This is a genomic window from Pseudomonas sp. KH_024_B2 (assembly GCF_057839965.1).
Genome location: NZ_CM174502.1, coordinates 2,486,733 through 2,513,124 on the forward strand (window position 1 = coordinate 2,486,733; position 26,392 = coordinate 2,513,124).

General features: G+C 61.9%; 26 protein-coding genes. 14 read left to right on the top strand and 12 right to left on the bottom strand.

Annotated features, from left to right (window positions below; all coding sequences use genetic code 11):
* Window positions 1-266 precede the first annotated feature (266 nt).
* The 7 genes from AC3I0A_RS11685 to AC3I0A_RS11715 are packed head-to-tail and all read left to right on the top strand — an operon-like array spanning window position 267 to window position 5,952.
* Window positions 267-1,439 carry an acyl-CoA dehydrogenase family protein gene (locus AC3I0A_RS11685; protein ID WP_489377938.1) on the top strand — a complete coding sequence of 391 codons (1,173 nt, stop codon included), beginning with the start codon at window positions 267-269 and terminating at the stop codon, window positions 1,437-1,439.
* Window positions 1,436-2,629, top strand: coding sequence for an acyl-CoA dehydrogenase family protein (locus tag AC3I0A_RS11690; RefSeq protein ID WP_489377939.1), 1,194 nt, complete (start codon window positions 1,436-1,438; stop codon window positions 2,627-2,629). The genes AC3I0A_RS11685 and AC3I0A_RS11690 overlap by 4 nt, the downstream gene beginning before the upstream one ends.
* 15 nt (window positions 2,630-2,644) lie before the next feature.
* Complete coding sequence (locus AC3I0A_RS11695; protein ID WP_489377940.1) at window positions 2,645-3,427, top strand: SDR family oxidoreductase; 783 nt, start codon at window positions 2,645-2,647, stop codon at window positions 3,425-3,427.
* 2 nt (window positions 3,428-3,429) lie between these two features.
* Complete coding sequence (locus AC3I0A_RS11700) at window positions 3,430-3,888, top strand: MaoC family dehydratase (protein WP_489377941.1); 459 nt, start codon at window positions 3,430-3,432, stop codon at window positions 3,886-3,888.
* 31 nt (window positions 3,889-3,919) lie between these two features.
* Complete coding sequence (locus tag AC3I0A_RS11705; protein WP_489377942.1) at window positions 3,920-5,122, top strand: acetyl-CoA C-acyltransferase; 1,203 nt, start codon at window positions 3,920-3,922, stop codon at window positions 5,120-5,122.
* A 9-nt stretch (window positions 5,123-5,131) separates the two neighbouring features.
* Window positions 5,132-5,521: a steroid Delta-isomerase gene (locus AC3I0A_RS11710; RefSeq protein ID WP_489378485.1), complete on the top strand. Its 390-nt coding sequence runs from the start codon at window positions 5,132-5,134 to the stop codon at window positions 5,519-5,521.
* The gene (locus tag AC3I0A_RS11715; RefSeq protein WP_489377943.1) at window positions 5,518-5,952 is read left to right on the top strand and encodes a nuclear transport factor 2 family protein; all 435 of its coding nucleotides are present in this window, start codon (window positions 5,518-5,520) and stop codon (window positions 5,950-5,952) included. Before AC3I0A_RS11710 ends, AC3I0A_RS11715 begins: the two co-directional genes overlap by 4 nt.
* Here the strand turns inward: AC3I0A_RS11715 and AC3I0A_RS11720 are convergent.
* Both AC3I0A_RS11720 and AC3I0A_RS11725 read right to left on the bottom strand, forming a co-directional pair.
* Complete coding sequence (locus AC3I0A_RS11720; protein ID WP_489377944.1) at window positions 5,928-6,431, bottom strand: SRPBCC family protein; 504 nt, start codon at window positions 6,429-6,431, stop codon at window positions 5,928-5,930. The two genes, AC3I0A_RS11715 and AC3I0A_RS11720, sit on opposite strands and share 25 nt — an antisense overlap.
* Before the next feature lie 43 nt (window positions 6,432-6,474).
* Window positions 6,475-7,248 carry an SDR family oxidoreductase gene (locus AC3I0A_RS11725; protein WP_489377945.1) on the bottom strand — a complete coding sequence of 258 codons (774 nt, stop codon included), beginning with the start codon at window positions 7,246-7,248 and terminating at the stop codon, window positions 6,475-6,477.
* A gap of 161 nt (window positions 7,249-7,409) precedes the next feature.
* On the opposite strand from AC3I0A_RS11725, the gene AC3I0A_RS11730 reads away from it, so the two are divergent.
* The 4 genes from AC3I0A_RS11730 to dmpG are packed head-to-tail and all read left to right on the top strand — an operon-like array spanning window position 7,410 to window position 11,016.
* Entirely contained in the window at window positions 7,410-8,252 is an 843-nt protein-coding gene (locus AC3I0A_RS11730) for an alpha/beta fold hydrolase (RefSeq protein ID WP_489377946.1), read from the top strand.
* Entirely contained in the window at window positions 8,249-9,040 is a 792-nt protein-coding gene (locus tag AC3I0A_RS11735) for a fumarylacetoacetate hydrolase family protein (protein WP_489377948.1), read from the top strand. Before AC3I0A_RS11730 ends, AC3I0A_RS11735 begins: the two co-directional genes overlap by 4 nt.
* Window positions 9,041-9,059: 19 nt before the next feature.
* Window positions 9,060-9,998, top strand: coding sequence for an acetaldehyde dehydrogenase (acetylating) (locus AC3I0A_RS11740; RefSeq protein ID WP_489377949.1), 939 nt, complete (start codon window positions 9,060-9,062; stop codon window positions 9,996-9,998).
* Window positions 9,982-11,016 (top strand): 4-hydroxy-2-oxovalerate aldolase, encoded by a 1,035-nt coding sequence (gene dmpG, locus AC3I0A_RS11745; RefSeq protein WP_489377950.1) that lies wholly within the window; start codon window positions 9,982-9,984, stop codon window positions 11,014-11,016. The genes AC3I0A_RS11740 and dmpG overlap by 17 nt, the downstream gene beginning before the upstream one ends.
* Window positions 11,017-11,133: 117 nt before the next feature.
* On the opposite strand, the gene mdeB is transcribed toward dmpG, so the two are convergent.
* Window positions 11,134-13,824, bottom strand: a complete 2,691-nt coding sequence (gene mdeB / locus AC3I0A_RS11750; RefSeq protein ID WP_489377951.1) for an alpha-ketoglutarate dehydrogenase — start codon at window positions 13,822-13,824, stop codon at window positions 11,134-11,136.
* 12 nt (window positions 13,825-13,836) lie between these two features.
* Window positions 13,837-15,036 (bottom strand): methionine gamma-lyase, encoded by a 1,200-nt coding sequence (locus tag AC3I0A_RS11755; RefSeq protein WP_489377952.1) that lies wholly within the window; start codon window positions 15,034-15,036, stop codon window positions 13,837-13,839.
* A 124-nt stretch (window positions 15,037-15,160) separates the two neighbouring features.
* Here AC3I0A_RS11755 and AC3I0A_RS11760 point away from each other — a divergent pair, with 124 nt between their 5' ends.
* Complete coding sequence (locus tag AC3I0A_RS11760) at window positions 15,161-15,631, top strand: Lrp/AsnC family transcriptional regulator (RefSeq protein WP_489377953.1); 471 nt, start codon at window positions 15,161-15,163, stop codon at window positions 15,629-15,631.
* Between the two features lie 99 nt (window positions 15,632-15,730).
* Here the strand turns inward: AC3I0A_RS11760 and AC3I0A_RS11765 are convergent, their stop codons facing one another.
* From AC3I0A_RS11765 to AC3I0A_RS11785, 5 genes are all read right to left on the bottom strand, one after another.
* Window positions 15,731-16,468, bottom strand: coding sequence for a hypothetical protein (locus AC3I0A_RS11765; RefSeq protein WP_489377954.1), 738 nt, complete (start codon window positions 16,466-16,468; stop codon window positions 15,731-15,733).
* Window positions 16,469-16,780: 312 nt separating this feature from the next.
* Window positions 16,781-16,948: a hypothetical protein gene (locus tag AC3I0A_RS11770; protein WP_489377956.1), complete on the bottom strand. Its 168-nt coding sequence runs from the start codon at window positions 16,946-16,948 to the stop codon at window positions 16,781-16,783.
* A gap of 258 nt (window positions 16,949-17,206) precedes the next feature.
* Window positions 17,207-17,755, bottom strand: a complete 549-nt coding sequence (gene nudE, locus AC3I0A_RS11775) for an ADP compounds hydrolase NudE (RefSeq protein ID WP_489377957.1) — start codon at window positions 17,753-17,755, stop codon at window positions 17,207-17,209.
* A gap of 108 nt (window positions 17,756-17,863) precedes the next feature.
* Complete coding sequence (locus AC3I0A_RS11780; protein WP_489377959.1) at window positions 17,864-18,994, bottom strand: helix-turn-helix transcriptional regulator; 1,131 nt, start codon at window positions 18,992-18,994, stop codon at window positions 17,864-17,866.
* Between the two features lie 123 nt (window positions 18,995-19,117).
* Window positions 19,118-20,161, bottom strand: a complete 1,044-nt coding sequence (locus AC3I0A_RS11785; protein WP_489377961.1) for a 3-ketosteroid-9-alpha-monooxygenase, oxygenase component — start codon at window positions 20,159-20,161, stop codon at window positions 19,118-19,120.
* A 183-nt stretch (window positions 20,162-20,344) separates the two neighbouring features.
* Here AC3I0A_RS11785 and AC3I0A_RS11790 point away from each other — a divergent pair, with 183 nt between their 5' ends.
* A complete protein-coding gene (locus AC3I0A_RS11790) occupies window positions 20,345-21,184 on the top strand; it encodes an SDR family NAD(P)-dependent oxidoreductase (protein ID WP_489377963.1) in 840 nt (279 codons plus the stop codon).
* Complete coding sequence (locus AC3I0A_RS11795) at window positions 21,171-22,097, top strand: alpha/beta hydrolase (RefSeq protein WP_489377964.1); 927 nt, start codon at window positions 21,171-21,173, stop codon at window positions 22,095-22,097. The genes AC3I0A_RS11790 and AC3I0A_RS11795 overlap by 14 nt, the downstream gene beginning before the upstream one ends.
* Window positions 22,098-22,304: 207 nt before the next feature.
* Here the strand turns inward: AC3I0A_RS11795 and surE are convergent, their stop codons facing one another.
* From surE to AC3I0A_RS11810, 3 genes are all read right to left on the bottom strand, one after another.
* Complete coding sequence (gene surE / locus AC3I0A_RS11800) at window positions 22,305-23,294, bottom strand: 5'/3'-nucleotidase SurE (protein WP_489377965.1); 990 nt, start codon at window positions 23,292-23,294, stop codon at window positions 22,305-22,307.
* Window positions 23,295-23,374: 80 nt separating this feature from the next.
* Complete coding sequence (locus AC3I0A_RS11805) at window positions 23,375-24,754, bottom strand: DUF1329 domain-containing protein (protein ID WP_489377966.1); 1,380 nt, start codon at window positions 24,752-24,754, stop codon at window positions 23,375-23,377.
* Between the two features lie 23 nt (window positions 24,755-24,777).
* Window positions 24,778-26,355 (bottom strand): DUF1302 domain-containing protein, encoded by a 1,578-nt coding sequence (locus AC3I0A_RS11810; protein ID WP_489377967.1) that lies wholly within the window; start codon window positions 26,353-26,355, stop codon window positions 24,778-24,780.
* Window positions 26,356-26,392: the final 37 nt, after the last annotated feature.

Consider the following 26,392-nt stretch of genomic DNA (forward strand, 5'->3'; position numbering starts at 1 on the left):
GAGACGAGATGGATAATGCAAGGGGGGAATGGCGTCGTCAATAGTTTTGTAGTGAATATTTTAAAGCACTACATAAATCGTACCTATGAGCGGCTTCCCTCGCGAAGCCGCTCACTAGAGGGCTCCTCAAGCCGGATCGGCCCCGGCATCGCCCATTCGGACTAGGCAAGGCTAACGATTCTGCTGTGTGCGGGTAGCGCCAGACTCGATGGCCAAAGGGGTGTAGCACCATTGCGCGCCCCGCCAGACGAGCAGAAGGCGCCGCGATGGAATTTGCATTCAGCGACGAACAGGAAATGATCCGGGCATCGGCTGAGGGATTTCTCGCCGATGTATCGGACTGTGCCGCCGTGCGGGCGGCGATGGTCAGTGAGCAAGGTTATGACGATGCGCTCTGGCAACGTCTGTGCAGTGAAATGTACTGGCCGGCGATCCATATTCCCGAAGCGTTCGGCGGCCTTGGCCTGGGCTTTGTCGAGTTGTCGATTCTGCTGGAGCAGATGGGGCGGCGCTTGCTCTGCTCGCCGTTTTTCGCCACCGCCTGCATGGCCACGCCAGCTTTGCTGCTGGCCGCCAGCCTCGAACAAAAACACCGCTGGCTGACGCGGATCGCCGACGGCAGCATCACCGCGACGCTGGCTTTCACCAGTGGCAACGGTTGGACGGCCAAAGATGTTCAGGCAACGGTGGTCGCCGAGGGCGAGGGTTTCGTGCTCGATGGAGCGCTCGATTATGTCCTCGACGGACACAGCGCCGACCTGTTGATCATCGCCGCACGGCTTCCCGGTTCGACCGGGGAGGCCGGAATCAGCCTGTTTGCCGTGGACGCTGGCAGTGCCGGCATCGAGCGCCAGATGCTGCCAACGATGGACCAGACCCGCCGTCAGGCACGGATCCAGCTCAAGGGGCTGTATCTCGGCGCGGATGGCCTGCTCGGTGAATTCGGCGCCGGTTGGCCGCACCTGGAGCGGGTTCTGCAACTGACCTGCATCGCCCTGGCTGCCGAGCAGACCGGTGGCGCGCAGCAGGTGCTCGACCTGAGCGTCGCCTATATGCAGGAACGTCAACAGTTCGGTCGACCGATTGCCAGCTTCCAGGCGCTCAAGCACCGCGCCGCCGACATGATGCTGCAAGTCGAATGCGCACGCTCGGCCAGTTATTACGCGGCCTGCGTGGCCCAGGAAGCACTCGATCCTCAGGGCGACCCGCAGGTTGCCGCCGAGCTGCCGCTGGCGGCGGCGCTGGCCAAGGCGCATTGCTCGCAAACCTACTTCCATTGCGCGGCGGAGTCGATCCAGTTGCATGGTGGAGTCGGTTTCACCTGGGAATACGACCCGCATCTTTACTTCAAACGCGCCCGAGCCAGTGAAAGCTTTCTCGGGCTACCTGCCTGGCATCGCGAGCAGATTGCTGTGGCGATTCTTGGAGAGCAGCCATGAAGATCAGTTTCAGCAAGGAGGACGAGCGCTTCCGTCAGGAGGTCGCCGACTGGCTGGCCGCTAACCTCTGCGGTGAATTCGAGCCACTGCGTTTTCGTGGTGGCCCGGGCGACGAACATATGTTTCCCGATCAACGCAAAGCCTGGGAACGCACACTCGCCGAAGGCGGCTGGACCTGCGTTGGCTGGGCACCGGAGCATGGCGGACGCGGTCTGTCGATCAGCCAGCAGGTGATCTTTCACGAAGAGTACGCCCGCGCTGGAGGTCCCGGACGCATGGGACATATCGGCGAAGGGCTGGCCGGGCCGACCATCGCCGCCTTCGGCAACGAAGAACAGCAACGGCGGTTTCTGCCGGGCATCGTCAGCGGTACCGCGTTCTGGTGCCAAGGCTACTCCGAGCCCGGGGCCGGTTCTGACCTGGCTAACGTCAAGACCCGGGCGGTTCTGGATGAAGCCAGCGGCAGCTGGATCATCACCGGGCAGAAGGTCTGGACCTCGCTGGCCCATGAGTCGGACTGGTGTTTTGTGATTGCCCGCACCGAGCCTGGCAGCGTCGGTCATCGCGGCTTGTCGTTCCTGCTGGTGCCGATGGCTCAGGCCGGGATCACCGTGCGCCCGATCGAGCAACTGACCGGCACGTCGGAGTTCAACGAAGTGTTCTTCGACGATGCCCGAACTGACGCTGCGAATATCGTCGGCTTGCCGGGTGAGGGTTGGAAAATCGCCATGGCGCTGCTGGGTTTCGAGCGTGGGGTTTCGACCCTGGGCCAGCAGATGCAGTTTCACAATGAGTTGAGCGAGATCATTGCCATCGCCCGGGCCAATGGCGCGGCCCGTGACCCGATCCTGCGTCAGCGCCTGGCCGAGGCCTGGAGCGGACTGCGGATCATGCGCTACAACTCGCTGCGCATGCTCTCAGGTAGCCAGGACGGTTCGCTGCGCAAGGAGGCAACCATCTACAAGCTGTTCTGGTCCAGCTGGCACGCCAGCCTCGGCAAGCTGGCGATGGATGTGCTTGGCGCCGAGGCCGAACTGCTCGAGGCCGCGCCTTATCAGCTCACCCGTTTGCAGTCGCTGTACCTGTTCAGTCGTGCCGACACCCTTTACGGCGGCAGCAACGAGATCCAGCGCAACATCATCGCCGAGCGCGCCCTGGGAATGCCCAAAGAGCCGCGCCTGCGCACCTGACCAAGGAGTTTTTCCATGTCTGTTCCTCACTATGTTGCAGGTCACGGCCTGCTGCGCGACAAGTCGGTGTTGATCACCGCCGCGGCGGGTGCCGGTATCGGTTTTTCGGCCGCACTGCGCGCGGCCGAGGAAGGCTGTCGCGCCTTGATGATCAGCGATATACACGAAGGCCGGTTGCACGAGGCGGTGCTGAAAATTCGCGAAGCGACGGGCCTGCAACAGGTCTTCGGGCAGGTCTGCAATGTCGCTGACGAGGCTCAGGTTCAGCAGCTGATTGCCTGCGCCGAGCGCGATCTGAATGGCGTCGATGTGCTGATCAATAACGCCGGCCTTGGCGGCTCGCGACTGCTGGTGGACATGACCGACGAGGAGTGGAGCCGGGTGCTTGATGTGACGCTCACCGGCACCATGCGCATGACCCGCGCCATGTTGCCGAGAATGATCGAACGGCGTGCCGGGGTGATCGTCAACAACGCTTCGGTACTTGGCTGGCGTGCGCAGAAGGAGCAGTCCCATTACGCCGCCGCCAAGGCCGGGGTCATGGCGCTGACCCGCTGCGCTGCAGTCGAGGCCGCTGATTACGGGATCCGCATCAACGCGGTCAGTCCGAGCATTGCCTTGCACGATTTCTTGCGCAAATCCGCGCCCCAGGCAGTGCTCGATCAGCTCGCCGCCAACGAGGCCTTTGGGCGCGCCGCGGAAGTCTGGGAAGTGGCCAACGTGATGATGTTCCTGGCCAGCGATTACAGCTCCTACATGACCGGTGAAGTCTTGTCGGTTTCCAGCCAGAGGGCGTGAACATGCCACGTATTTTCGACACCCCCCTCGCCTTGCACGATGCGGTGGGGGAGGTGCTGGGCGTCAGCGACTGGTTGAGCCTTGCGCAGGACCGCATCGATCTGTTCGCCGAGGCGACCGGCGATCATCAGTGGATTCATGTGGATCCGCTCAAGGCCGCCAATGGGCCATTCGGTGCATGCATTGCTCATGGCTACCTGAGTCTGGCGCTGGTGAATCTGTTTTTGCCGCAAATCGTCGAGGTGCGTGGCATTGCCATGGGCGTCAACTACGGCTGCGAGCGAGTGCGCTTTCCCAACGTGGTGCATGTCGGCTCACGGGTGCGCGGCAGTGCCCAATTGGTAGCGGTCGAAGAGGTCAAGGGTGGTGTTCAGGCGATCATCCGCGTCAGCGTCGAAATCGAGGGCCAGGAGCGCCCCGGCTGCGTGGTCGACACCATCAGCCGTTACTACCCCGCCTGAGCCATCCCGTAGAACATTCGAGGAATCCAGCATGAAAGAAGCCGTTATCGTCTCTACCGCCCGCACCCCGATCGGCAAAGCCTTTCGTGGTGCGTTCAATGACACCGAGGCGCCGTTGCTCGGCGGCCATGTGGTCCGCGAGGCCGTGCGCCGCGCCGGGATCGAGCCAGGCGAGGTGGACGATGTAATCATCGGCGCGGCGGCGCAGCAAGGCACGCAGTCCTATAACCTCGGTCGCCTCTGCGCGATTGCCGGTGGTTTGCCGACTTCGGTGGCCGGGATGGCCGTCGAGCGCCAGTGCGCATCGGGCTTGATGAGCATCGCCATAGCCGCCAAGGGCATCATCTGCGATGAAATCGACATCGCCGTGGCCGGTGGCCTGGAGTCGATTTCACTGGTGCAGAACAAGCACAAGAACCTTTACCGCAATCAGTCCGGCGCGGTGATCGAGCTCGATCCGTATGCCTATATCCCGATGATCGAAACCGCCGAGATCGTCTCAGCGCGTTATGGCATCTCGCGTCAGGAACAGGACGAGTACAGCTACCAGAGTCAAGTGCGTACCGCCCTGGCCCAGAGTGCCGGATTGTTCGACCGTGAACTGGCACCGCTGACCACCCGCAAGGCGATTTTCGACAAGGTCAGCGGCGAGACTCGCTACGAAACCGTCACCTTGCTGCGTGACGAATGCAACCGCGCCGACACCACCCGCGAAAGCCTGGGTGCGCTGGAGCCGGTGTGGCCGGGCGGTCAGTGGAGCGATAAGGGTCGCTTTATCACTGCCGGCAATGCCTCGCAGCTCTCGGACGGTGCTTCGGCCTCGGTGTTGATGAGTGCAAAACTTGCCGAGCAACGAGGTCTTGAGCCCTTGGGGATTTATCGCGGGTTGGCGGTCGCTGGCTGCAACTCCGATGAGATGGGTATCGGGCCGGTCTACGCGATCCCGAAACTGCTCAAGCGCCATGGCCTGACGGTGGACCATATCGGTCTCTGGGAGCTGAACGAGGCGTTCGCCAGTCAGGTGCTGTATTGCCGCGACACCTTGGGTATTCCCGTTGAACGGATGAACGTCAATGGCGGGGCGATTTCCGTGGGGCACCCCTTTGGCATGTCCGGTGCGCGGATGGTCGGTCACGCGTTGGTCGAGGGCCAGCGCCGCGGTTTGCGTTACGTGGTGGTGAGTATGTGCATCGGTGGCGGCATGGGTGCCGCTGCACTGTTCGAGGTGGTTTAGGCAATGGAAATGATCAGTGCGCAACAGGTACAGGAAACCATGGCGCGTTATGTCGAGCTGGTGGACGCCGGCGACATTGACGGGATCGTCGCGCTCTATGCAGCGGATGCGCGGGTCGAGGACCCGGTCGGCCAACCGCCATTGCAGGGCATTGCCGCCATCGAACGTTTTTACCGTGACGGGTTGGGTGCCAGCAAAGTCTCGGCGACCCTGACCGGCCCGGTACGGGCGACGCTGAACGGTTGCGGGGCCATGCCGTTTCGGGTCGATATGCAGTGGGCCGGGCAACCTTGCTCGATTCATGTGATCGACGTGATGGAATTCGATGCCGACGGCAAGATCCGCTCGATGAAAGCTTATTGGAGTGAGGTCAATCTGACTCCGCGAGGTGCCGCATGAACCTGGAACAGCGGGTCGCCCGACTGGAGGCGCTGGAGGCCATCCGCCAGCTCAAGCATCGCTACCTCAATGCCTGCGATCTCAAGCAGGTCGAGGTCATTGCCGACTGTTTCGCCGAGGGAGAGGTGCTGATCGACTATGGCCCGCTCGGGGTTTTCCGCGATCGCGAGCGCTTCGTTGCGCTGTACCGCGAACTGGCCTGTCATGAGCGGGTGATCGACTTGCATCATGGCGTCAACCCGGAGATCGAGCTGCTGAACGAGGATGAAGCCCGGGGCCGTTGGGCCCTGTGGTATTTCAATCTGGATGGCGAGAGCGGGGCGACTCGGCAGTTAGGTGGTTTCTATCAGGATCGCTACCAGCGGGTCGCCGGCGACTGGAAGATCGTCGCCAGCTGTTTTCAGGCTCACTCTGAAGTGGCGTGCCCCTGAATGTTGGCGTCGATCCGGTTGCGATTCTGCGTCTGCCCGCTTTCGTAGTAGGCCTTGAGATTCTCGGCAATCTGCCGCACGACCTTGTTGAACGCCTTGGCCAACAGCATCTCCACCAGCCACCCACCGCGCAGGCTGTAGCTCATGCTGGTGGTGATGCGCGTCGTGTCATCCTCGGCCTGCAAGGCATAGCGAAAGCTGGCCTCGCGGAACGGGAAGGGCGCGCCTTCACTGGCCTTGTGCAGAATCAGCACGAAACCCACACCTTCTTGCCATTGCACCACGCTTTCATCCAGCCACTGACCGCCCTTGCGAAATACCCGGCGACTGGCGCCGAGCCCCTCGCGAGCGCCTGGATGAAACTGGCAACCGGTCAACCCCGGCACATAGTGCGGGGCGAGGCTCAGATCCCGCAGTTTGGCCCAGGCAGCTTGCGGGGTGAGGTTGAGCAGGACGCTGTGGCTGGCAATCGCAGGCATGGTGGGGCTCCTGTTGTTTATTGGAATTGTTCAATGAGATTGTTCAATGGGATCGGGCCGCGTCGAGAAAGGCCGGGCGTTCGCCACCGCCGTGTACGGCGATATCGGCGCCACTGACATAACGCGCCAGCTTTGATGCCAGGTACAGACAGGTATCGCCGATATCTTCAGGGTTCGCCAGACGTTGCAGCGGGATGGTCGCCGCTACCCGTGCAATGCCGGTCTGGTCGCCATAATGCATGGCCGCCTGCTCGGTGAGAATCAGCCCGGCGGTAATCGCATTGACCCGCACCTTGGGCGCCCATTCCACTGCCAGCGAACCGGTCAGGTTCAGCAGACCGGCTTTGGCCGCGCCATAGGCGGCGGTGCCGGGTGAGGGACGGGTCGCACTGACGCTGCAAATGTTGATGATTGCACCGCCGTCGGCCTGCGCCTGCATGACCTGATTGGCTTGCTGACAAAGGTTCAGCGGTGCCAGCAAATTGAGGCGGATGATCGCTTCACTAAAACGCGGTGAGGCGCTGGCTGCATCGGCATTCGGTGAGCCACCGGCGTTATTGACCAGCACATCGAGGCGGCCGAAGCGCTGCACGATGCTCTCGATCAACCGCCCAGACTGCTCGACATCCCGCAGGTCGCAGGGCAGAAACAGCGCCTCGCCGCCTCTGCCTGCGGGCAAGGTTTCGGGTGCTTCGCGGCCGCAGATCACCACCTCGGCGCCGCAGTCGAGAAAACGCTGGCTGATACCGCGACCGACGCCCTTGCCACCGCCGGTGACCAGTACCACTTTGCCGCGAAAGTCCATCGGGTCGTGCATGTGTGCCTCGTTCTGTCACTCAGGAATATCGCCGATGCTAGGTCCCGGGGTGCCGCCAGCCAACGTCCGAAAAGACTAGGGGGCGTAGTCCTGTCGGACGATGTTGTTTGTCTGGGCCCTCGGAATAATCCGGCTACAACAACAGGCCAGGAGGACACCTCATGGGCGCATCAGCGCAAGGGCACTTCGTTACGCTGCCGGATGGTTTGCGGCTGCACTATCTGGATATCAGCGGGCAGGATGTTGGCACTGGCGAGCCGGTGATCTTCATTCACGGCAGCGGGCCGGGAGCCAGCGGTCACAGCAACTTCAAGCAGAACTACCCGGTGTTCGCCGCCGCCGGCTACCGGACCATCGTCCCGGACCTGCCGGGCTACGGCGCTTCGGATAAACCGGACACTCTCTACACCCTGGACTTCTTTGTCGCGGCCTTGAGCGGCCTGCTCGACGCGCTGGATATCCAGCGTTGCGTGCTGGTCGGCAACTCTCTTGGCGGTGCGATCGCCATCAAGCTGGCCCTCGATCAGACGCAGCGGGTCAGCCGGCTGGTGCTGATGGCGCCGGGCGGCCTGATGGAGAAAGAGCAGTATTACCTGCAGATGGAAGGCATCCAGCAAATGGGCGCGGCCTTCGCCAAGGGTGAGCTGCATGATGCGCTCGGAATGCGTCGGCTGCTGAGTCTGCAGCTGTTCGATGGGTCGCTGATCAGCGATGAGACGGTCAATGAGCGGGTCGCGGTGGTGCAGCAGCAGCCGACCTGCGTGCTGTCGACCATGCAAGTGCCGAACATGACTTCGCGCCTCGGCGAGTTGCAGTGTCCGATTCTTGGTTTCTGGGGGATGAACGATAAGTTTTGCCCGGCCTCCGGCGCCCAGACCATGCTTGAGGCCTGTCGCCAGATCCGTTTTCTGATGCTCAGCGAATGCGGGCATTGGGTCATGGTCGAGCACCGTGACCTGTTCAACCGCCAGTGCCTGGCCTTCCTTGAGGAGGCACGTCCATGAGTGAGCAATTACGCCGTCAGTACGGCGAAGAGCTGTATCAGGCGTTGCGCAGCGGCACCACCCTGGCGCCACTGACCGAGCGCTGGGCGGCGATCAGTATCGAGGATGCCTACCATATCTCGCTCTACAGCATCGAACGCCGGGTCGCCGCCGGTGACCGCATCGTCGGCAAGAAAATCGGCGTGACCTCGCTGGCGGTCCAGCAAATGCTCAACGTGCATCAACCGGATTTCGGCTTCATCACCCGGCAGATGGCATTCGCCAACGACGCGCAGATCTCCCTGGCCGCCAACAAACTGATCCAGCCGCGGGCCGAAGGCGAGATCGCTTTCAAACTCAAGCACGACCTGGTTGGCCCCGGCGTTACCGAAGCCGATGTGCTGCAAGCGACCGAGTATGTGATGCCGTGCTTCGAGATTGTCGATTCGCGGATTCACGACTGGCGGATCCGCATTCAGGACACCGTGGCCGACAACGCCTCCTGCGGCGTGTTCGTGTTGGGCGACTCACAGGTCGATCCGCGGGATCTAGATTTGCCCAGTTTGCGCATGCGCGTGTTCAAGAACGGCGAGCCCCTCAGTGAGGGGCTGGGCTCGGCGGTCCAGGGCAATCCGCTGACCGCCGTGGCCTGGCTGGCTAACACCCTGGGCGCCTTCGGGATTCCATTCAAGGCCGGAGAAATCATTCTCTCCGGCTCCCTGGTGCCGCTGGAACCGGCGCGTGCCGGCGACCGTTTTTCCCTGACCATCGATGGCCTGGGCAGTGCCCAGGTGTCTTTCTGCGCCTGACTTGTGGGGTTATAACCGGATGAGCAAGAAACTCAGAGCGGCCATTATTGGCCCGGGCAATATCGGCACTGATCTGCTGATGAAAATGTGCCGATCAGAATGGATCGAACCGGTCTGGATGGTCGGTGTCGACCCCGAGTCCGAGGGCCTCAAGCGCGCTCGCGAACTGGGGCTGAAAACCACCGCCGAGGGTGTCGACGGACTGCTGCCCCATGTGCTCGACGATGATATTCGTATCGCCTTCGATGCCACCTCGGCCTACGTGCATGCCGAAAACAGCCGAAAGCTCAATGAGCTGGGGGTGATCATGATTGATCTGACCCCAGCGGCCATCGGCCCGTTCTGCGTGCCGCCGGTCAATCTCAAGGAGCACGCGGCCACGTTGGCGATGAACGTCAACATGGTCACCTGCGGCGGTCAGGCGACCATTCCGATGGTTGCAGCGGTGTCGCGGGTTCAGTCGGTCAGTTATGGCGAGATTGTCGCCACCGTGTCTTCCGGTTCGGTCGGCCCGGGCACCCGGCAGAACATCGACGAATTCACCCGCACCACCGCCGGTGCCGTCGAGAAAATCGGCGGAGCCCGACGCGGCAAGGCGATCATCGTCATCAACCCGGCCGAGCCGCCGCTGATGATGCGCGACACCATTCACTGCCTGACTGACGATGAGCCGAATCAGGACGCCATTCGCACCTCGGTGTTGCAGATGGTCAAGGAGGTGCAGCGCTATGTCCCCGGCTACAAGCTGATCAACGGTCCGGTGTTCGATGAGCGCAAAGTGTCGATTTTCATCGAGGTCGAAGGCCTTGGCGACTTCCTGCCCAAATCTGCCGGCAACCTCGACATTATGACTGCCGCCGGTCTGCGCACCGCCGAGATGTTCGCCGAAGAAGCCCACAAGGGCACCCTGCAACTGCCCGTCCGCCCCGTGGAGAATTGCCATGAATTTGCAAGGTAAGAGCGTCCGTCTGCATGACATGAGTCTGCGCGATGGCATGCACGCCAAACGCCATCAGATCAGCCTGGAACAGATGATTTCAGTGGCCAGCGGCCTCGATGCGGCCGGTGTGCCACTGATCGAAATCACCCACGGCGACGGCCTCGGCGGCGCCTCGTTGAACTATGGTTTTCCCGCCCACAGTGACGAGGAATATTTCGCGGCGGTGATCCCGCGCCTCAAGCAGGCCAAGGTGTCGGCGCTGTTATTGCCGGGTATCGGGACCCTTGATCATTTGAGAATGGCCCATGAACACGGGGTGTCGACCATCCGTGTGGCAACCCACTGCACTGAGGCGGACGTGTCCGGCCAGCACATCGGCATGGCGGCGAAGATGGGCCTGGATACCGTCGGTTTCCTGATGATGGCGCACATGGTCAGCGCGGAAAAACTGCTGGAGCAGGCGCGACTGATGGAGAGTTACGGGGCGAACTGCATCTACTGCACCGACTCGGCCGGCTACATGCTGCCCGATGAAGTCAGCGAGAAGATCGCTGTGTTGCGCGACGGGCTCAGTGCCGGGACTGAGGTGGGCTTTCACGGTCATCACAACATGGGCATGGCAATCGCCAATTCACTGGCCGCGATCGAGGCGGGTGCCGTACGTATCGACGGCTCGGTGGCGGGCCTCGGGGCAGGCGCGGGCAATACGCCGCTGGAGGTATTTGTCGCGGTGCTGGAACGTATGGGCGTCAACAGCGGCATCGATCTTTACCGGATCATGGATGTCGCCGAGGACCTGGTGGTGCCGATGATGGATCAGCCAATCCGCCTCGACCGCGATGCGTTGACCCTGGGCTACGCCGGGGTCTACAGCTCGTTTCTGTTGTTCGCCAAGCGTGCCGAGCAAAAGTACGGCATTGCCGCCCGTGAGCTGCTGGTGGAGCTGGGGCGGCGCGGCACCGTTGGTGGCCAGGAGGACATGATCGAGGACCTGGCACTGACCCTGTCACGCGCACGTGGGGTGTTGCCGACCTGACCTCGGCGCAGCACAAAAAAACCACCGGTCTTGCTTGCAGGGCCGGTGGTTTTTATTGATACGACTCATGGTGTTCCACTCCTGTGGGTAATGACTCATAAAGGTGTTGCAGGTAATTCAGCGATCCCAGGGCGCGCTGCGCGACGGATCGGGGCGGTAGCGGCCGATCGCCTCGGCGAGTATGCCAGCGTCGAGGCCATCGTGGTCCACCAGACTTTTTAACGCGGCCAGCACAATGCTGTGCTGATCCACCTCAAAGAACTGCCGCAGGTTGGCCCGGTTATCGCTGCGGCCAAAACCGTCGGTGCCCAGGGTGGTGTAGGGCGCCTCCAGGTATTGTGCGATCAGCTGTGGCCAGGCGCGGATGTAATCGCTGGCGGCGATGATCGGTTGGCTGCCGCCGAGCAATTTATCCACTTGACTGCTGCGCCGCTCGCCGCCTTGCAGGCGGTTGTCACGCTCGACCTCGCGGGCCTCGCGCGCCAGCTCGCTGAAGCTGGTGGCGCTGAATACCTCGCTGTCGATGTTCCAGTCGCGGGCGAGAAGCGCGCTGGCACCGATCACTTCCCGCAGGATGCTGCCGGAGCCCACCAGGCGCAGGCGAACCTGAGTCGGATCGGTACTGCTGCTCGAATAGCGATACAGGCCGCGCAGGATATCGGCGTGCCGGGTTTCGTCGAGGCTCGGCTGCGGGTAGTTTTCGTTCATCACCGCCACGTAGTGGAACTCGTCGCACTGTTGTTCCATCAGGCGCCGTGCCGCATGGTCGAGGATCACCGCCAGTTCTCCGGCAAAACACGGGTCCCAGGCGCGGCAGTTGGGCACCATTGACGCCATGACCAGACTGGAGCCGTCCTGGTGCTGCAAGCCTTCACCGCCGAGGGTGGTGCGGCCGGCGGTGGCACCGAGCAAAATGCCCCGGGAGCGCTGGTCGGCGGCGGCCCAGATCAGGTCGCCGACCCGCTGGAAACCGAACATCGAATAGTAGATGTACACCGGTAGCATCGGCACGCCGTGCACCGAATAGGAGGTGGCGGCCGCCACCCAAGAGGACAGGGCGCCGGCTTCGGTGATGCCTTCTTCTAGCAATTGGCCATTGCGCGATTCCCGGTAGGAGAGGATCGAGCCGCTGTCTTCCGGTTCGTACAATTGGCCGTGGGGCGAATAGATACCAATTTGTCGGAACAGGCTGGCCATGCCAAAGGTGCGCGCTTCATCGGCGACAATCGGCACCACCCGTGGCCCCAATTGCACCGCCTTGAGCCAGGCCGTGAGCAGGCGCACGGCGGCCATGGTGGTGGACATCTCCTTGCCCTCGGCCTTGAGGGCAAAACCGCCGGTTACCTCCAGCGCTGGCACCGCAATGACCGGTGCCTGGCTCTTGCGTGCCGGCAACGGCCCGCCCAAGGCCTGGCGACGGGCACGCAGGTAGCGCATTTCGGCGCTGTCTTCAGGCGGACGATAGAAACGCAGTTGCTCCACGTCCTCATCCGTCAGCGGCAGATGGAAACGATCGCGGAATGCCAGCAGGGCGGCGACATCGAGTTTTTTCGCCTGGTGCGCGGTCATCCGCGACTCACCGGCGGCGCCGATACCATAGCCTTTCTTGGTCTTGGCCAGGATCACTGTCGGCCGGCCCTTGCAGGCCTTGGCGGCGGCGAAGGCGGCGTAGAGCTTTCTGAAGTCATGGCCGCCACGTTTCAGGCCATTAATCTCTTCGACGCTCATGTGCTCCACCAGGCGCCGCACCTGCGGGTCTTTCTGGAAAAAATGCTCCAGGTTGTACGCACCGTCATGGGCACCGAGGGTCTGGTATTCACCGTCAGGGGTGGCGGCCAGGCGTTTGAGTAATACGTTGTCGGTGTCGCGGGCAAACAGCGCGTCCCACTCCGAGCCCCACAGCACCTTGATCACGTTCCAGCCGGCACCGGCGAACAGTGCTTCCAGTTCCTGGATGATCTGGCCGTTGCCACGCACCGGTCCGTCCAGGCGCTGCAGGTTGCAGTTGACGATGAAGGTCAGGTTGTCCAGTTGCTCGCGGGCTGCCAGGGACAGGCCGGCGATGGACTCGGGCTCGTCCATCTCGCCGTCGCCAAACACACCCCAGACATGCCGCCCCTCGGTCTGCAACAGATCGCGGTGCTGCAGATAACGCATGAACCGCGCCTGGTACACCGCGCTGATGGGGCCGATGCCCATGGAACCGGTGGGAAACTGCCAGAAGTCCGGCATCAGCCACGGGTGGGGGTAGGAACACAGCCCCGGGCCGTTGATTTCCTGGCGGTAGTTGGCCAGCTGCTCCTCGCTCAAGCGACCTTCGAGGAAGGCCCGGGCATAGACTCCGGGGGCCGAGTGCGGCTGGAAAAACACCAGGTCGGCGTTGCGCTGATCGCTGTCGCCATCACCCCGGAAAAAATGCTGGAAACCCACCTCGAAGATCTCCGCCGCCGAGGCATAACTGGCGATATGGCCACCCAGTTCACCGTAGGCATGGTTGGCGCGGACCACCATCGCCAGGGCGTTCCAGCGCAGCAGACCGGTGATGCGTTCTTCCAGCAGCAGGTCACCAGGGTAGGTACCCTGTTGCTCCAGCGACAACGTATTGCGGTAGGCGGAAAAGGCCTGGGCATCGCGGCTGATGCCGTGCTCGCCGGCATACTCCTCCAGACGCTTGAGCAGGTAGCGGGCGCGCGCAGGTCCACAGGCGGCGAGGGTCGAGGCCAGTGCGTCGAGCCATTCCCGGGTTTCCTGCGGGTCCTGGTCCTGGGCGCAGGACGCGCCCTCGTTGACCGGGTGCGGTGTGGTCATCTGCAATCTCCCTTATGCGCAGGCGTCCAGGGCCTGGGTGATGTCGGCCAGCAGGTCGGCGGTGTCTTCCAGACCTACCGACAAGCGCACCAACCCCTCGGAAATACCGTGGAGGGTGCGTTGTTCCTGGGTGTAGGTGGAGTGGGTCATGCTCGCCGGGTGCTGGGCCAGGGATTCGGCGTCTCCCAGGCTGACCGCGCGGCTGAACAGTTCCAAGGCATTCATGAAGCGTCGGCCGGTGGCCAGGCCGCCCTTGAGTTCGAAGGCGATCATGCCCCCGGGCAGTTTCATCTGCCGCGTGGCCAACGCGTGCTGGGCAAAGGAGGGCAGGCCGGGGTACGTCACCCACTCGACGGTCGGGTGTGCCTGCAAATACTCGGCGATCACCTGGGCGTTGCTGCAATGGCGCTCCATGCGCAGCGACAGGGTCTTGAGCCCGCGCATCAGCAGGAAGGCGTCCTGGGGCGACATCACCGCGCCGGTCAGATCCTTGAGTCCTTGCAAACGAATGCGGTCCGCCAACGCCTGGCTGCTGACCACTATGCCTGCGGTGATATCGCCATGGCCGCTGAGGTACTTGGTGGCCGAATGCACGACCACATCCGCGCCCAGGTCCAGCGGGCGTTGCAGGTAAGGAGTGCAATAGGTGTTGTCCACCACCAGGGTGACATCGGGGTGCTGGCGAGTGACCTCGGCTACTGCGGCGATGTCCACCAACTGCATGGTCGGGTTGGCGGGTGTTTCGCAATAGATCATCCGCGTTGCCGGGTTGATGGCGTCGCGCAACTCGCTCAGGTTGGACAAATCGACATGCCGTACCTTGACCCCGAACTCGCCGATGCCGTGGTGCAGCAGGGCGAAGGTGCAGCCGTACAGGGTACGGTCCACGATGATCTCGTCCGTGGGACGCAGCAGGGTCCAGAGGGTCGCGGCAATGGCGCCCATGCCGGAGCTGAAGGCCACCGCCGCTTCGCCGTTTTCCAGGGTCGCCATGCGCGACTCCAGCAGCGCCAGCGTGGGGTTGGAAATACGCGTGTAGAAATGCCCGGGCTCTTGACCGGCAAAACAGCCGGCGCCGTATTCGGCAGTGGGGAAAGCGAAAGTCGATGTCAGGTAGATCGGCGGGATTAGCGCCCCCTGGTTGTCCAGCGGATTGTAGCCGTGATGGATGGCACGAGTAGAAAAGCCAAGTTCGTTGTTTTTATTGTTCATGGTTAACGCTCCCTGATTTCCTACAATGCTATGCTCAATTTCAACGCGAAAAATTCCATAGTTGCCCACAAATAAACAGCTAATTGGAATAAAAGCCCATAAAAACAAATTTAAGAGGCAAAGCATGCCCGCCGGCCTGGATCGTACTGACAAAGCCCTACTGATTGCCTTGCAAGGCAACGCCCGCCTGACCACCGCCGAACTGGCCGACCGGGTCGCGCTGACCACCTCGCCGTGCTGGCGTCGGGTGAAACTTCTCGAAGAAAGCGGGGTGATTACCGGCTACCAGGCCATACTCTCGCCCAAGGTGCTGGGCTATGGTGTTACCGCCTTTGTCAGCGTGATGATGGAGTCCCACTCTCAGGAAATGGCCAGGACCTTCGAACAACGCTTGCTGGAAATCCCGGAAATCGTTGCCTGCCACAATGTCTCCGGACGCTACGACTTCCTGCTGGAAGTAGTGGCCAAGGACCTGGAATCCTTCGGCGAGTTTGCCCGCGAGGTGCTGCAAACCTTGCCGGCGGTGAAGGAGATTTATTCGAGTTTTTCGTTCAAATCGGTGAAACCCTCGCGGGTGATTCCGGTGTTGGGGTGAGTGCGACCCTCGTTCGGAGGGATTTCTAGCTGCTATTTTTGCACTCACCAGAATCACTCCGAATTTTCGCTCAATAAGCCTCACCGGCTGCACTGGGCGCTATTTGTCGCTCAGAGGCAGCGTTTCAGGGGGCGGCGCTGCAACCCTGTCCCAGAGTGCAACCAGGCCACCGAAGGTACCGACATAGGCGGTGCCGTCGGGCGCCAGGGTGATGGGCGACCAATTGTTGTCGAACGCCTTGCCGACACCGCTCAGGGCCTTGAATCGGGTCTTACCGCTGTTGAAGTCCAGCGCTGTCAGGTACCAGGCATTTTCGCCATCGACCTGCGGTTCGTAGGTGTAGAAGTACACTAGACCGTTGCCTAGCGAGAGCTTGGGGACCACCGACGGCGAGCGCTCGCTCGATGTCCAGACCAGGTCACAACCCGATTCATCGGCGCGGATATCGATGCGGCTGATACCGCCGCTGACGGCCTGCCAGTCCTTCTGGGCGAAGGCGCTGGTGTAGCCGTGATTGTTCTCGAGGATGATCGAACGGCCCCAGCCGACGGCCGAGTTATCGGTCGCCGAAGCGTTCTTGGCGAACACCGGCAGTTTGCAGATCAAACGATTGCCGGCGTAGTCCTGCTCGCGACGATAGACCAGCAAGTTGATTTGCTCGTCGCTGTTGTCGGTGATCGTGACGTAGCGGCTACCGAGCAGGGTAGGGGTGGTGCCGCTGCCCTGGTTGATCGCACCGACCTTGCGTGCAGTACCACGGTCATAGGCTTGGCGCCAGCCCGGCACCGGTGTGCCGTCGGCATCGGCGGCAAAGCGGTACAGGGCATGATCAGACACCAGGTACACACCGTCGGCGGCCACCGACAGGCCATTCTGGATTTCTTCGTTGACCAGTCGATGATCTTGTCCGGGTCCAGGGTAATCAAGGCATGGAAGGTCGACGGACGCGGCGGCAGCGGATAGCGAGCCAGCAGCTTGAGGCTGCGCGGTTCAAGCAGTTGCAACTCGAACTGCATCAGGTTGGCGCAGAGCACCACCAGGCGCCCCAGGGGATTCGGGCATCGGCTGTTTGGACTAGCTGGCGGCTATCGAGCCTGAACCGACGCTCAGAGGTCCGCAGTCCGTTTTTATAGGTGTGGCAGTTAGCGCTCAAGGCAGCAGATTACGCACCAGCGGAGGGTAGCAATTAGCGGCTGCGCCCGAACAACTGAGGAACGCAGTGGTCGGTCGGTAGGCTTCATTCTTGAACAGCTGACACAGGCTGGCAGTGCTGCCGGCGCAAACGATGATAAACAGGGCACAGGTGGCTTTTCGCATAGCGAGCCTCGACGCAGATTTTATTGTTGTAGAGGCACCTTATTGCGGCGCGGGCGTACTGGCTTCGTCCGAATGGACTAGCCGGTGAAACTGAATACTAATAGGTCCTTGTGGGAGCGGGCTTGCCCGCGAAGGCGGTATGTCAGGCGATATTGATTTTGAATGTGCCGGCCTTTTCGCGGGCGAGCCCGCTCCCACAGTGATTTGGGTTGCTCACAGATTTTGCTGAAACCCACAGGTTTGCAAAATGGCGGGTCTTTAACCGCGTTGGGCGAGGGCGCCCATGGCCATGAACAGCGCAGCAATGGCCCGCGCTTCATGCAGCTCACCGCGCGCCACCAGCTCGGGGATCTGCGCCAGCGGCACCCGTAGGCACTCCAGCGGTTCGGGCTCGTCGCCGTCCAATTGGCAGGGGCTCAATTGCTCGGCCAGCACCACCCGGTAGCGATGACACAGATGGCCGGGTGCCAGGGTCAGTTCGCCAAGCTCGCTAAGGCGTGCGGCGCGCAGGCCGACTTCTTCGCCGAGCTCGCGTTGCGCCGCTTGCAGATAGTCCTCGTGGGGTTCTGCGCCGCCCTTGGGCAGGCCGAGTATGGTCTTTTCCACACCGACCGCGTATTCACGTACCAGCAGCACATGCAGCGGATCAGGCATCGCCACCAGCATCACCGAGCGATAGCCAGTGCCGCGCAGGCGTTCATAGACCCGCTGCTGGCCATTGCTGAATTGCAGGTGGAGGGCTTCGATCTGGAAATGGCCGCTTTCGGCCAGCAGTTCGGTCTTGAGGATGGTTGGACAGTTGCGCATGGCAGCCCCCCGATGCGGGGATGGTTGGGATGAAGACACTTTGCGCCGTAGCGCGGTGGCCGCCATCGTCCGAGCGGACGAGGGCGGAAATTGCGCGGTTCTCGTGAATTAGCCGAGGGTCGCCACGCTGCGCAGGATCAATCGCACCAGCATGGTCTGGCGAGTCACCCCGGTTTTGGAGAAGGTCGAACGCAAGTGCGCTCGCGAGGTGTTGCGGCTGATACCCAGCTCTTCGGAGGCTTCGTCGAGGGTCAAGCCGTTGGCCAGCAGCATCGCCAGCTGGGTTTCGGCCGGGGTGAAGTCGAACAGTGCACGGACGATCTCCTGTGGCGCGGTGGACTGTTGCTCCGGGTCGCTGATGAAAATCACCACGGTCGGGCACTGCTTGCCTTCACTCCAGGCCGACAGTGGCACCGAGCGCACAATGATCCCCAGATCCGCTCGCCCGGACGGCCGCTGCACACGAAGGGCTTCGACCACCGAAGGGTTGCTGCTTTTTTGCGACAGCAGCGACTGTTTGACCAGCCGGCGGAACTCTTGGGTGTCGCGCGCCGTGCCGACTTGCAGGCCATCGTTGACCAGCTTGATGCCATCCTTTTCCTGGATCAGCCGATCGGCGACCTGGTTGGTCTGCAGCACTTTGCCGGCTTCATCGAGGATGATGGTGCCGACCGCCATCTGATTCACCGCACCGGCGTAAAGGTTGCGCTCGGCTTCGATGCGGTTGAGTTGCATGTGGATCTTGATCGAGCGTTCCAGATGCGGAATGAACTGCGTCAGCAAGGCTTTCTCTTCATTGCCGAAGGCCTTGTCATCACGGCCGCGACTGATGCGAATGCGGCACTGGGCACCGTCGCTGGTGTTGATGTCGGCGCCGAGGATATGGAACACATCCACCGGTTCCAGGAAGTTTTTGTAGAACTCCGAGTGTTGCCAATCGTCGTTGGAGACGAATTCGGCCAGGGTCACTACCTGGCGGTTGGGCAGGTCGACAAACGGGTCCAGGGTAAAAAAGTGCGTGTTATAGGATGCGGTCGCTTCGGTCGACGTCCCGGTGGTGTTGACCATCAACCCGTCCACATGAGCGCTGGGCGGGCGCAGGATGAAGGTCACGTACTTGCTTTGCAGATGCACGTTGAGCTGGTTGAGAAAGGTCGCCCAGGGAATGTTCTCCAGTGGCCCCTGATAGAGGTTGCCGAGTAACTCACTGAATGTCTCGAGGCTGAGGTTCTGCTGCATAGGGAAAACCGTTCTTATTATTAGCATTGGCGGTGACCGAGAATAGGCGCCGATATCATCTCCTTGCAACGCTCGGGCTCAAGGCCTGACCGGCGGTTGCCGGTCAGGCACAAGTAGACGTAATCAGGCCGGTTCGCTGGCGCGCACGACAAAGCGTTTGTGTTCCAGGACGTCGACCGGTAGCGCCGCGACGTCGGTGTAGAACTGCTCGTACCATCTGCGCAACTGATAGACCGGTCCATCGCCGTCGCACAGCAGCGGGTTATCGACGCGGGTCTTGCTGTGCCAGATGGCCACGTCTTCGTAAAAGGCTGCTTGTGCCTGTTGCACATAGGCCTTGGCCATCGCCTGATTCTGCTCTTCGCTGAGCCCGGGGATCTTTTTCACCAGTACGCCATAGCGCAGGGTGAAACTGTTCAGGTCGATTGGCACATGGCTGTTGAGCAGGATCGAGTGAATCGGCTGGCCGTTCATCGCGCCGGTCATTTCGGTGATCTGATAGGCCGGACCGTAGTAGGTGGCCACGGTGCTCAGCGCACTGTCGCCGGACAACCGCTCACTGCGCGCACGCATGATCTGGGTCGCCAGATGACCCTCGAAGACGTTGCTGAATTCTTCCACCGGTGCGCCATGAACCGTGCCGAAGTGCGCCATATCGGCAACGTTATCGATCAACTCACGGCAGTTGGTTGCGATCTGCAGCTCGGCGACTTCCCACGTGGCCCATTCGTCGCTGAAGCAGGCGTCAATCCGCGGAATGCGCTGCTCGGGGAGTGGCGGGTTGCCTTCGGGGTCATTCCAGACGAACAGCAACTGGTTTTCTTCCATCAGCGGCCAGCTCTTGAGTCTGGCCCGTGGCGGGATGCGTTTGGCATACGGAATGTCATCGCAGACGCCATCGGCGCCCCAGCGCCAGGCATGGAACGAGCAGCGGATCGAGTTGCCTTCAACGCAACCGGAACTGAGGTCGGCGCCCATGTGCGGGCAATAGCCATCGAGAATATGCAGCTGCCCGTCATCGCCCTGGAAGGCCACCAGACGGGTGCCGAACACCTCCAGGCGATGGGCCTTGCCGTCGCGGTATTGGGCGGCCAGCCCCAGGCAGTGCCAGCCACGGGCATAGCGCTCTTCCAGCAGTTTGGTTTCGATGCGGTGCAGGGTACTCATCTTCTTATTCTCCCAAGGTTCACGGGGTGGGCGGCCGGAGTCTCGGGGCAATGACCCGGCAGCTCTTGTGCACGTAGTGGATTCTGCCGCCCCTGTAGAACCGGGCATCGTCTGAATGGACGATGGCCGGTTAACGCAGGGCCGCTCTACTGGTGCCATTGGACCCAATGGCAGGAGTTGGCGATGAGCAATGAACAGGGGCGGGTAGCGGTGATTACCGGTGCCGCCAGTGGTATTGGCCGTGGGCTGGCCGAGCAGGCGGCGGGGCTGGGCATGCGCCTGGTGCTGGCCGATCTGGATGCGGCGGGCCTGCAAACGCTGTGCAAAGAATTGCAGGCAGGCGGCGCGCAGGCGATTGCCTGTGTCACGGATGTGGGTGAACTGTCACAGGTTGAACGCCTGCGCGATGTCGCCCTTGAGCATTTCGGCGGTGTCGATCTGCTGTTCAACAACGCCGGGGTGATGCAGACCGGCTACAGCTGGGAAATCAGTCAGCAGCAATGGCAACGAATGCTCAACGTCAACCTCACAGGCGTGATCAACGGCATCCGCAGTTTCGTGCCGCTGTTTCTGCGCCAGGGGCGAGCGGCCCATGTGATCAACACCGCATCCCTTGCAGGGCTGGTCAGCAGCCCGCTGATGGCGCCTTACAACGTCACCAAGCAGGCGGTGGTCGCGCTGTCGGAAACCCTGCACTACGAATTGACCATGCTCGGTGCGCCGGTGTCGGTCTCGGTGTTATGCCCGGGGCCGGTGGCCAGTGAAATCATGGCCTCGAACCAGGTGGTGGACGCTGCTGGTTCGTCATTCAGCGAGTTGCTCGACAGCAGCATTCGCCAAGGCATGACCCCTCGTGAGCTGGCGGAGCAGGTGTTCGCCGCCATCGACGAAAAGCGCTTCTGGATTTTTCCCCACAAGGGCTTCAAGCCTGCGCTGGAACGCCGCGTGCAAAGCATTCTCGACGAAACCAATCCGTTGTTTCAGATGACCGATGTAGAGGGAGATAGCCATGCCGCTCGATAGCCAGATCGCCGCCGTGCTCCAGCAGTTTTGCGACGTGCCGGAGCCAGACTACAGCCAGCTCGATGCCGTGCAGTATCGGCAGTTTTCCGACAATCTGCTGCCCGCCATTCCCGGCGAGCCGATGATCGAGGTGCGTAACCTGCGTGTCGCCGGAGCGGCTGGCGAACTGGATGCGCGTCTGTATCGGCCACTGGAGCAGGACAATCTGCCGCTGCTGGTGTTCTTCCACGGCGGCGGCTTTGTCATCGGCACCCTCGATACCCATGACAACCTCTGCCGTTCGCTGGCCAGTCAAACTGGCGCAGTGGTGGTTTCGGTGGCCTACCGGCTGGCGCCGGAGAGCCCATTTCCGGCAGCACCGCTCGATTGCTACGCGGCCACTTGCTGGCTGGTCGAGCACGCTGGCGAACTCGGCGTCGATGCCAGTCGCCTGGCCCTGGCCGGAGACAGTGCCGGAGGCAATCTGGCACTCGCCGTCAGCCGTCTGGCGGCGCAACGGCAGGGGCCGAAGATCAGTTACCAATGTCTGTTCTACCCGGTCACTGACGCTCGCCGCGACAGCGCTTCCTATCAAACATTCGCCGAGGGCTATTTACTCAGCGCAGCGATGATGGGCTGGTTCTGGCAGCAGTATCTGGAGAGTGCCGGACAGGGCGATGACCCTTTGGCCTCGCCATTGCGGGCCGACGGGTTGGCGGCCTTGCCGCCGACCACCCTGATCAGCGCCGAATTCGATCCCCTGCGTGACGAGGGCGAGGCGTTCGCCCAGCGCTTGCGGCAGGCCGGGGTGGCCGTACGCATGCAGCGCTGCGAAGGCATGATCCACGGCTTTATCAGCATGGCGCCGTTTGTCGAGCGTGCTGCGCAAGCGCTGTCGGAAGCTGCCGCTGACCTGCGCAGGGCGCTCAACTAAGCACCCCAGTGAACTAAGGCGAACATCGTACCTGTGGCGAGGGAGCTTGCTCCCGCTGGGCTACGCAGCAGCCCTAAAACCTGCGGATGGGGTCTATCTGATAAACCTCGGTTGCAGATTTTAGGACCGCTGCGCGCTCCAGCGGGGGCAAGCCCCCTCGCCACAGGTTCTTCGTGACTGATCGGCCTCAGCACAAGCCTGGCTGGGTCAAGGCTCAATCCCCTGCAATATCTGCCTCACCCGATCCTGCACCGCTCCAGGTGCACTCATGTTGCCGTCGATCACGGTGATCACTGCATGACCCTGCCATAACTGATAAGCATCGGCCTGTTGCTGGGCCGTCGTCGGTGTCGGTGGGGCCACCAGGTTGACGTGAACAACGCCATCGGCCCCGCGCTGGGAGGTGAAGTTCACTCGACTCCAATTGCCGATGGGGGCAAAACTCACACCTTTCACTTCGCTGGCCGAAAGAGCCGGGTAGTTGAGGTTCAGCCCGCTGACGCCCGGCAGGCCGAGGACGTTCAGTTCGCAGGCCTGGCCAGCCTTGTGTTTGCTCTTTGCGCATGCCTGTCTGGCCTGAGCGCCAACGATGCTCGCTTGCTGGATGACCTTCACCGCGAAGCGGGCGGTGTCGTCCATGGCGTCGAAGGTTTTGCGATAGCCAGCCTGCTGATCGCGCGTGATCAGCTCCATATCGATGGCCGTGGACACCGCCACCGCCGGGACGCCTTTGAACATGGCGCGCACCGCAGCGTTCAGGGTGCCGGACATCTGCGTCAGCGGGCCGACGTTTTCGCCAAAGTTGCTGCCCGATACCACCAGGTCTGGCGGATTGCCCTTCAGCAGCACGTCCAGGCCGACGTTGACCGCATCCACCGGGGTGCCGATGGCTGAGGTCTTGCCCGCGGGCGGTGTGTAGCCGTCGGGCGGTCCGACGCAGAATTTATGGGGTGCCAGTTCTGTCACCGCCAGGGCTTGCCCGGGCATGACCACGCTGGCCGCACTGATGCCGCTGCTGTCGTTCAACGGGCCGACCAGGGTCACCTGATGCCCGGCGGCGCTCAGCGCCTGGTACATCGCGTCGATGCCCGGTGCGCGGCAACCGTCATCGTTGGTCAGCAGGATGTTCAGGGCATTGGCCTGCATCGACAGCCCGACGCTGGCAATGGCGATGGCGCCAGTGAGCAGTTTGTTCATAGGGAGGGTCTCCATGGGATTTACGCGAAGATAAACAGCACAACACCCCGACCGAACGAATCGGTCAGGGCGTCGTGGACTTAGCGGGTGCCGAGTTTGCGCAGGTTGCCTGGGGTGAATTCGTCGTCGACGAAGTTGCTGGCATTGAGCTTGGCAGGTTTTTGATCGACCAACATGCGGTCAACCAGATAGGAGCCGGCGATCAGGTCGTGGTAGATCCCGAGGCGGGCGTGATAGCGCTGCATCTCGTAGGCGTAGATCGAGGTCTGCATGTTGGTGCGCCAGAGTTCCCCGCGGCTGTCGTAGTTGTCGGCCAGGGTGGCGGCCCAGGTGTCCTCGTCCAGGTACAGTACGCGCTTGGCGTAAATATGCCGGGCACCTTCCTTGAGAGTGGCCTGCAGCACCCAGACGCGGTGCTTCTCGTAACGCATAAACTGCGGGTCGACGTGACCGGTGGTGGCCAGAATCTGGTCGGTACTCACGCTCGGCTCGTCGATCTTGTAGTTGTGGTACGGAATGTAGATTTCTTTCTTGCCGACGATGGTCCAGTTGTAGCGATCCGGCGCGCCGTTGAACAAGCGGTCTTCGTCATACACCCGAAAGCCTCCGGCGCCGGACGGTGAGTCATAACCGACGGTTGGCGCACGGCGCACCCGGCGTTGCCCCGGTGAGTACTGCCAGGCCTGGCGAGGTGAGGAGGTCGGATTGATGAACTCGTGACCGACAACGATCTCGCCTTTCTTGCGCACCGGTTCCAGGGTGGTGATCAGGAAGTTGGTGAGAATGCCGTTGGCCGTCTCAAGGGTCTTATCCGGGTTGGACCAGATCGAGAAGATCTTGTAGTTGACCTCTTCCAGTACCCGTTCCTTGTTGGAATAGACCACCGCCTGCCGGTAGTTGGCCTCTTCGGCGGCGGCTCGGCCGGCGAGGGTGTGGTTGAACATCAACTCGCTGCCGTTCTTTGGAATCGGGAACGGCGAACCAGCCCAGGCGTTTTTCGTGTCGTTGTTGTCGTTATCCAGTTCAGCGCTGACCGCGTTTTTCTTCACCGCCTCTACCAAGCGCGGATCGACACGGAAGTCGCGGTGGCTCGGGTACACCGGGATCTTGAACGTATCGGGGTAGCGTTTAAGCAACGCTTTCTGGCCATCGGTGAGGTTGTCGGCGTACTTGTCCATGTTCTTGGAATCGATCACGAACAACGGTTTTTCCGCCGCATACGGATCCGGGTACGGCGTGCCGGGGCCGGCGAATTTGAGCTGCGGCGGCAGGCCCAGCCATTTGCCGGTCCAGGCCGGGATGCTGCCGTCGGCGCTGCCGGCCTTTTCGGCACCCATCGGGGTCAGGTCCTGGCCCAGGCGGGCGGCTTCTTCGTTGCTGACCTTGGCCTGAACCAGGCCGCTGCCGAGCAGGCCGACGGTCAATGCCGTACTCAATAATGTGTGGGTGAATCTGGACATGCTGTGCTCCTCCGACAGGGGAATCAGAACCGGTACTTGAAGTTGAGCGCGACGTTGTCGCGGTCGGCCAACGGGCTGTTGTTGGCGTTGCCCAGGTAGGCGTTGTAACGGGCTTCGACGGTGAAGTTGCCGAGGTAACGCCATGAGCTGCCGATGCTTGCGCGGTCGTCGCCCTGGCCTGAGTTGATCGAGCCCACCAGCGCACTGTCATGCTGGGCTGCGGTGCTGTATGTGACAGGGACTGACATGTCCCAACCGCTGAACACGTTGTTGTAATCGAAGGTCGCCTGAACCGTGTAACCCCAGGCGTCGCGGTCGTAGACCAGGCTGTCGGTCCCCGGCAGGGAAAAGCCGGGCGCCAGCACTAGCGGCTCGGACTGGTCGTTGCTGAGCACGGTGTTGTAGACCAGCTCGCCGACCAGGGTGGTGTTGTCGGCCCAGGAAGTGGGACCGACCACGTGAATCAACGCCGTCTGAGCCTGTAGGGTCTTGCCGCGCACCGAGCTTGAAAAACCGTTGTCGACCATCACCGGCTGACCGTCGCGGTAGCTGACTTCACCGGCGATGCTGGTGCTGCCCAGTACCGTGGAGAAGCTCGCGCCGTATTGATCGATGTTGTCGAAGTAGCGCACCCGGTAGCGCCCCAGGTCAGTCTGGAAATCCAGCGACGGGGTCTTGTTGTGGTAGCGCGAGTAGTACAGGCCGAACTCGGTGTTGTTCAGCGATTCGGCCGCATAGGTCAGGGCCACGCCGTACTGGCCGTTGTCGCTGGGCTTGTCGTCACTGAGGCGGGTCAGGAAACCGCTGGAGTCGTTGAAGCCACCCTTGTCGATGAAGTCGGTGGTGGAGAAGTAGCTACCGACTCCGAACAGCTCGGTCTTTTTCCATTTGTATTGGTAGTAGGCCTGCAGATCGAGGCTTTCGGTCAGGCTGAACTGGGTGAACAGTTGGCCGACGGGCAGCAGGATCTCCTTGACCTCAACCCCCGGAGTGGTCGACTTGGTCGCATCCACCGGGCTCTGGGCCGCGGAGATACCGGGGTAGAACAGACTTTCACCCCAGCTCACTACCTGATCGCCGAGCCGCACGTTGAGGTTGTGCCCGGCCATGTCCCAGGTGCCGTAAACATAGGCGTCGAGCATGCGAAGTTCATCGCGGTGCTGATCGATGGTGTCCTGGGAGAAGCGATCGGGACGGCTGCAATGGCCCCCGGCAAAGCAGTTGGAGGTGCCCGTGTTGTTGTCGTTGCCCTGATCGTAGACGTTGTCATAGAAGCCAGTCGCACGGAGGAACATCCCGTAGTCCTCTCGCCACTTGAGGTTGGCTTCGGTGAGAAAACCGGCTCGGTTGTTGATCAGGCTGCCTTTGTCGAATGCGTTGTCGCCATCGTTGCCGTTGGCATTGGCCGTCAGCTTGTGATCGCGGGAGTCGGTCCGCCAGGCCAGGCTGTAGGTCAGCGTGGTATCCCAATCGACGCTCAGATCGTCGCTCAGCTGGAAGCTCATGGCGCTGGCTTGACTGCCCAGCCCCCCGGCCATCAACAGCACGGCCAGCTGTACGCAAGTGTGAAGCGGTGGTGGGGCGATTGTTGTTTTTATCATGTCGTCCTCATGCCCAGGTCAGGCGGGCCCGACCTGC

What these genes read in the sequence shown, in the direction of transcription:
- AC3I0A_RS11685 (WP_489377938.1), top strand. Translation starts at nt 267, where the DNA reads ATGGAATTTGCATTCAGCGACGAACAGGAAATGATCCGGGCATCGGCT.
- AC3I0A_RS11690 (WP_489377939.1), top strand. Translation starts at nt 1,436, where the DNA reads ATGAAGATCAGTTTCAGCAAGGAGGACGAGCGCTTCCGTCAGGAGGTC.
- AC3I0A_RS11695 (WP_489377940.1), top strand. Translation starts at nt 2,645, where the DNA reads ATGTCTGTTCCTCACTATGTTGCAGGTCACGGCCTGCTGCGCGACAAG.
- AC3I0A_RS11700 (WP_489377941.1), top strand. Translation starts at nt 3,430, where the DNA reads ATGCCACGTATTTTCGACACCCCCCTCGCCTTGCACGATGCGGTGGGG.
- AC3I0A_RS11705 (WP_489377942.1), top strand. Translation starts at nt 3,920, where the DNA reads ATGAAAGAAGCCGTTATCGTCTCTACCGCCCGCACCCCGATCGGCAAA.
- AC3I0A_RS11710 (WP_489378485.1), top strand. Translation starts at nt 5,132, where the DNA reads ATGATCAGTGCGCAACAGGTACAGGAAACCATGGCGCGTTATGTCGAG.
- AC3I0A_RS11715 (WP_489377943.1), top strand. Translation starts at nt 5,518, where the DNA reads ATGAACCTGGAACAGCGGGTCGCCCGACTGGAGGCGCTGGAGGCCATC.
- AC3I0A_RS11720 (WP_489377944.1), bottom strand. Translation starts at nt 6,431, where the DNA reads ATGCCTGCGATTGCCAGCCACAGCGTCCTGCTCAACCTCACCCCGCAA.
- AC3I0A_RS11725 (WP_489377945.1), bottom strand. Translation starts at nt 7,248, where the DNA reads ATGCACGACCCGATGGACTTTCGCGGCAAAGTGGTACTGGTCACCGGC.
- AC3I0A_RS11730 (WP_489377946.1), top strand. Translation starts at nt 7,410, where the DNA reads ATGGGCGCATCAGCGCAAGGGCACTTCGTTACGCTGCCGGATGGTTTG.
- AC3I0A_RS11735 (WP_489377948.1), top strand. Translation starts at nt 8,249, where the DNA reads ATGAGTGAGCAATTACGCCGTCAGTACGGCGAAGAGCTGTATCAGGCG.
- AC3I0A_RS11740 (WP_489377949.1), top strand. Translation starts at nt 9,060, where the DNA reads ATGAGCAAGAAACTCAGAGCGGCCATTATTGGCCCGGGCAATATCGGC.
- dmpG (WP_489377950.1), top strand. Translation starts at nt 9,982, where the DNA reads ATGAATTTGCAAGGTAAGAGCGTCCGTCTGCATGACATGAGTCTGCGC.
- mdeB (WP_489377951.1), bottom strand. Translation starts at nt 13,824, where the DNA reads ATGACCACACCGCACCCGGTCAACGAGGGCGCGTCCTGCGCCCAGGAC.
- AC3I0A_RS11755 (WP_489377952.1), bottom strand. Translation starts at nt 15,036, where the DNA reads ATGAACAATAAAAACAACGAACTTGGCTTTTCTACTCGTGCCATCCAT.
- AC3I0A_RS11760 (WP_489377953.1), top strand. Translation starts at nt 15,161, where the DNA reads ATGCCCGCCGGCCTGGATCGTACTGACAAAGCCCTACTGATTGCCTTG.
- AC3I0A_RS11770 (WP_489377956.1), bottom strand. Translation starts at nt 16,948, where the DNA reads ATGCGAAAAGCCACCTGTGCCCTGTTTATCATCGTTTGCGCCGGCAGC.
- nudE (WP_489377957.1), bottom strand. Translation starts at nt 17,755, where the DNA reads ATGCGCAACTGTCCAACCATCCTCAAGACCGAACTGCTGGCCGAAAGC.
- AC3I0A_RS11780 (WP_489377959.1), bottom strand. Translation starts at nt 18,994, where the DNA reads ATGCAGCAGAACCTCAGCCTCGAGACATTCAGTGAGTTACTCGGCAAC.
- AC3I0A_RS11785 (WP_489377961.1), bottom strand. Translation starts at nt 20,161, where the DNA reads ATGAGTACCCTGCACCGCATCGAAACCAAACTGCTGGAAGAGCGCTAT.
- AC3I0A_RS11790 (WP_489377963.1), top strand. Translation starts at nt 20,345, where the DNA reads ATGAGCAATGAACAGGGGCGGGTAGCGGTGATTACCGGTGCCGCCAGT.
- AC3I0A_RS11795 (WP_489377964.1), top strand. Translation starts at nt 21,171, where the DNA reads ATGCCGCTCGATAGCCAGATCGCCGCCGTGCTCCAGCAGTTTTGCGAC.
- surE (WP_489377965.1), bottom strand. Translation starts at nt 23,294, where the DNA reads ATGAACAAACTGCTCACTGGCGCCATCGCCATTGCCAGCGTCGGGCTG.
- AC3I0A_RS11805 (WP_489377966.1), bottom strand. Translation starts at nt 24,754, where the DNA reads ATGTCCAGATTCACCCACACATTATTGAGTACGGCATTGACCGTCGGC.
- AC3I0A_RS11810 (WP_489377967.1), bottom strand. Translation starts at nt 26,355, where the DNA reads ATGATAAAAACAACAATCGCCCCACCACCGCTTCACACTTGCGTACAG.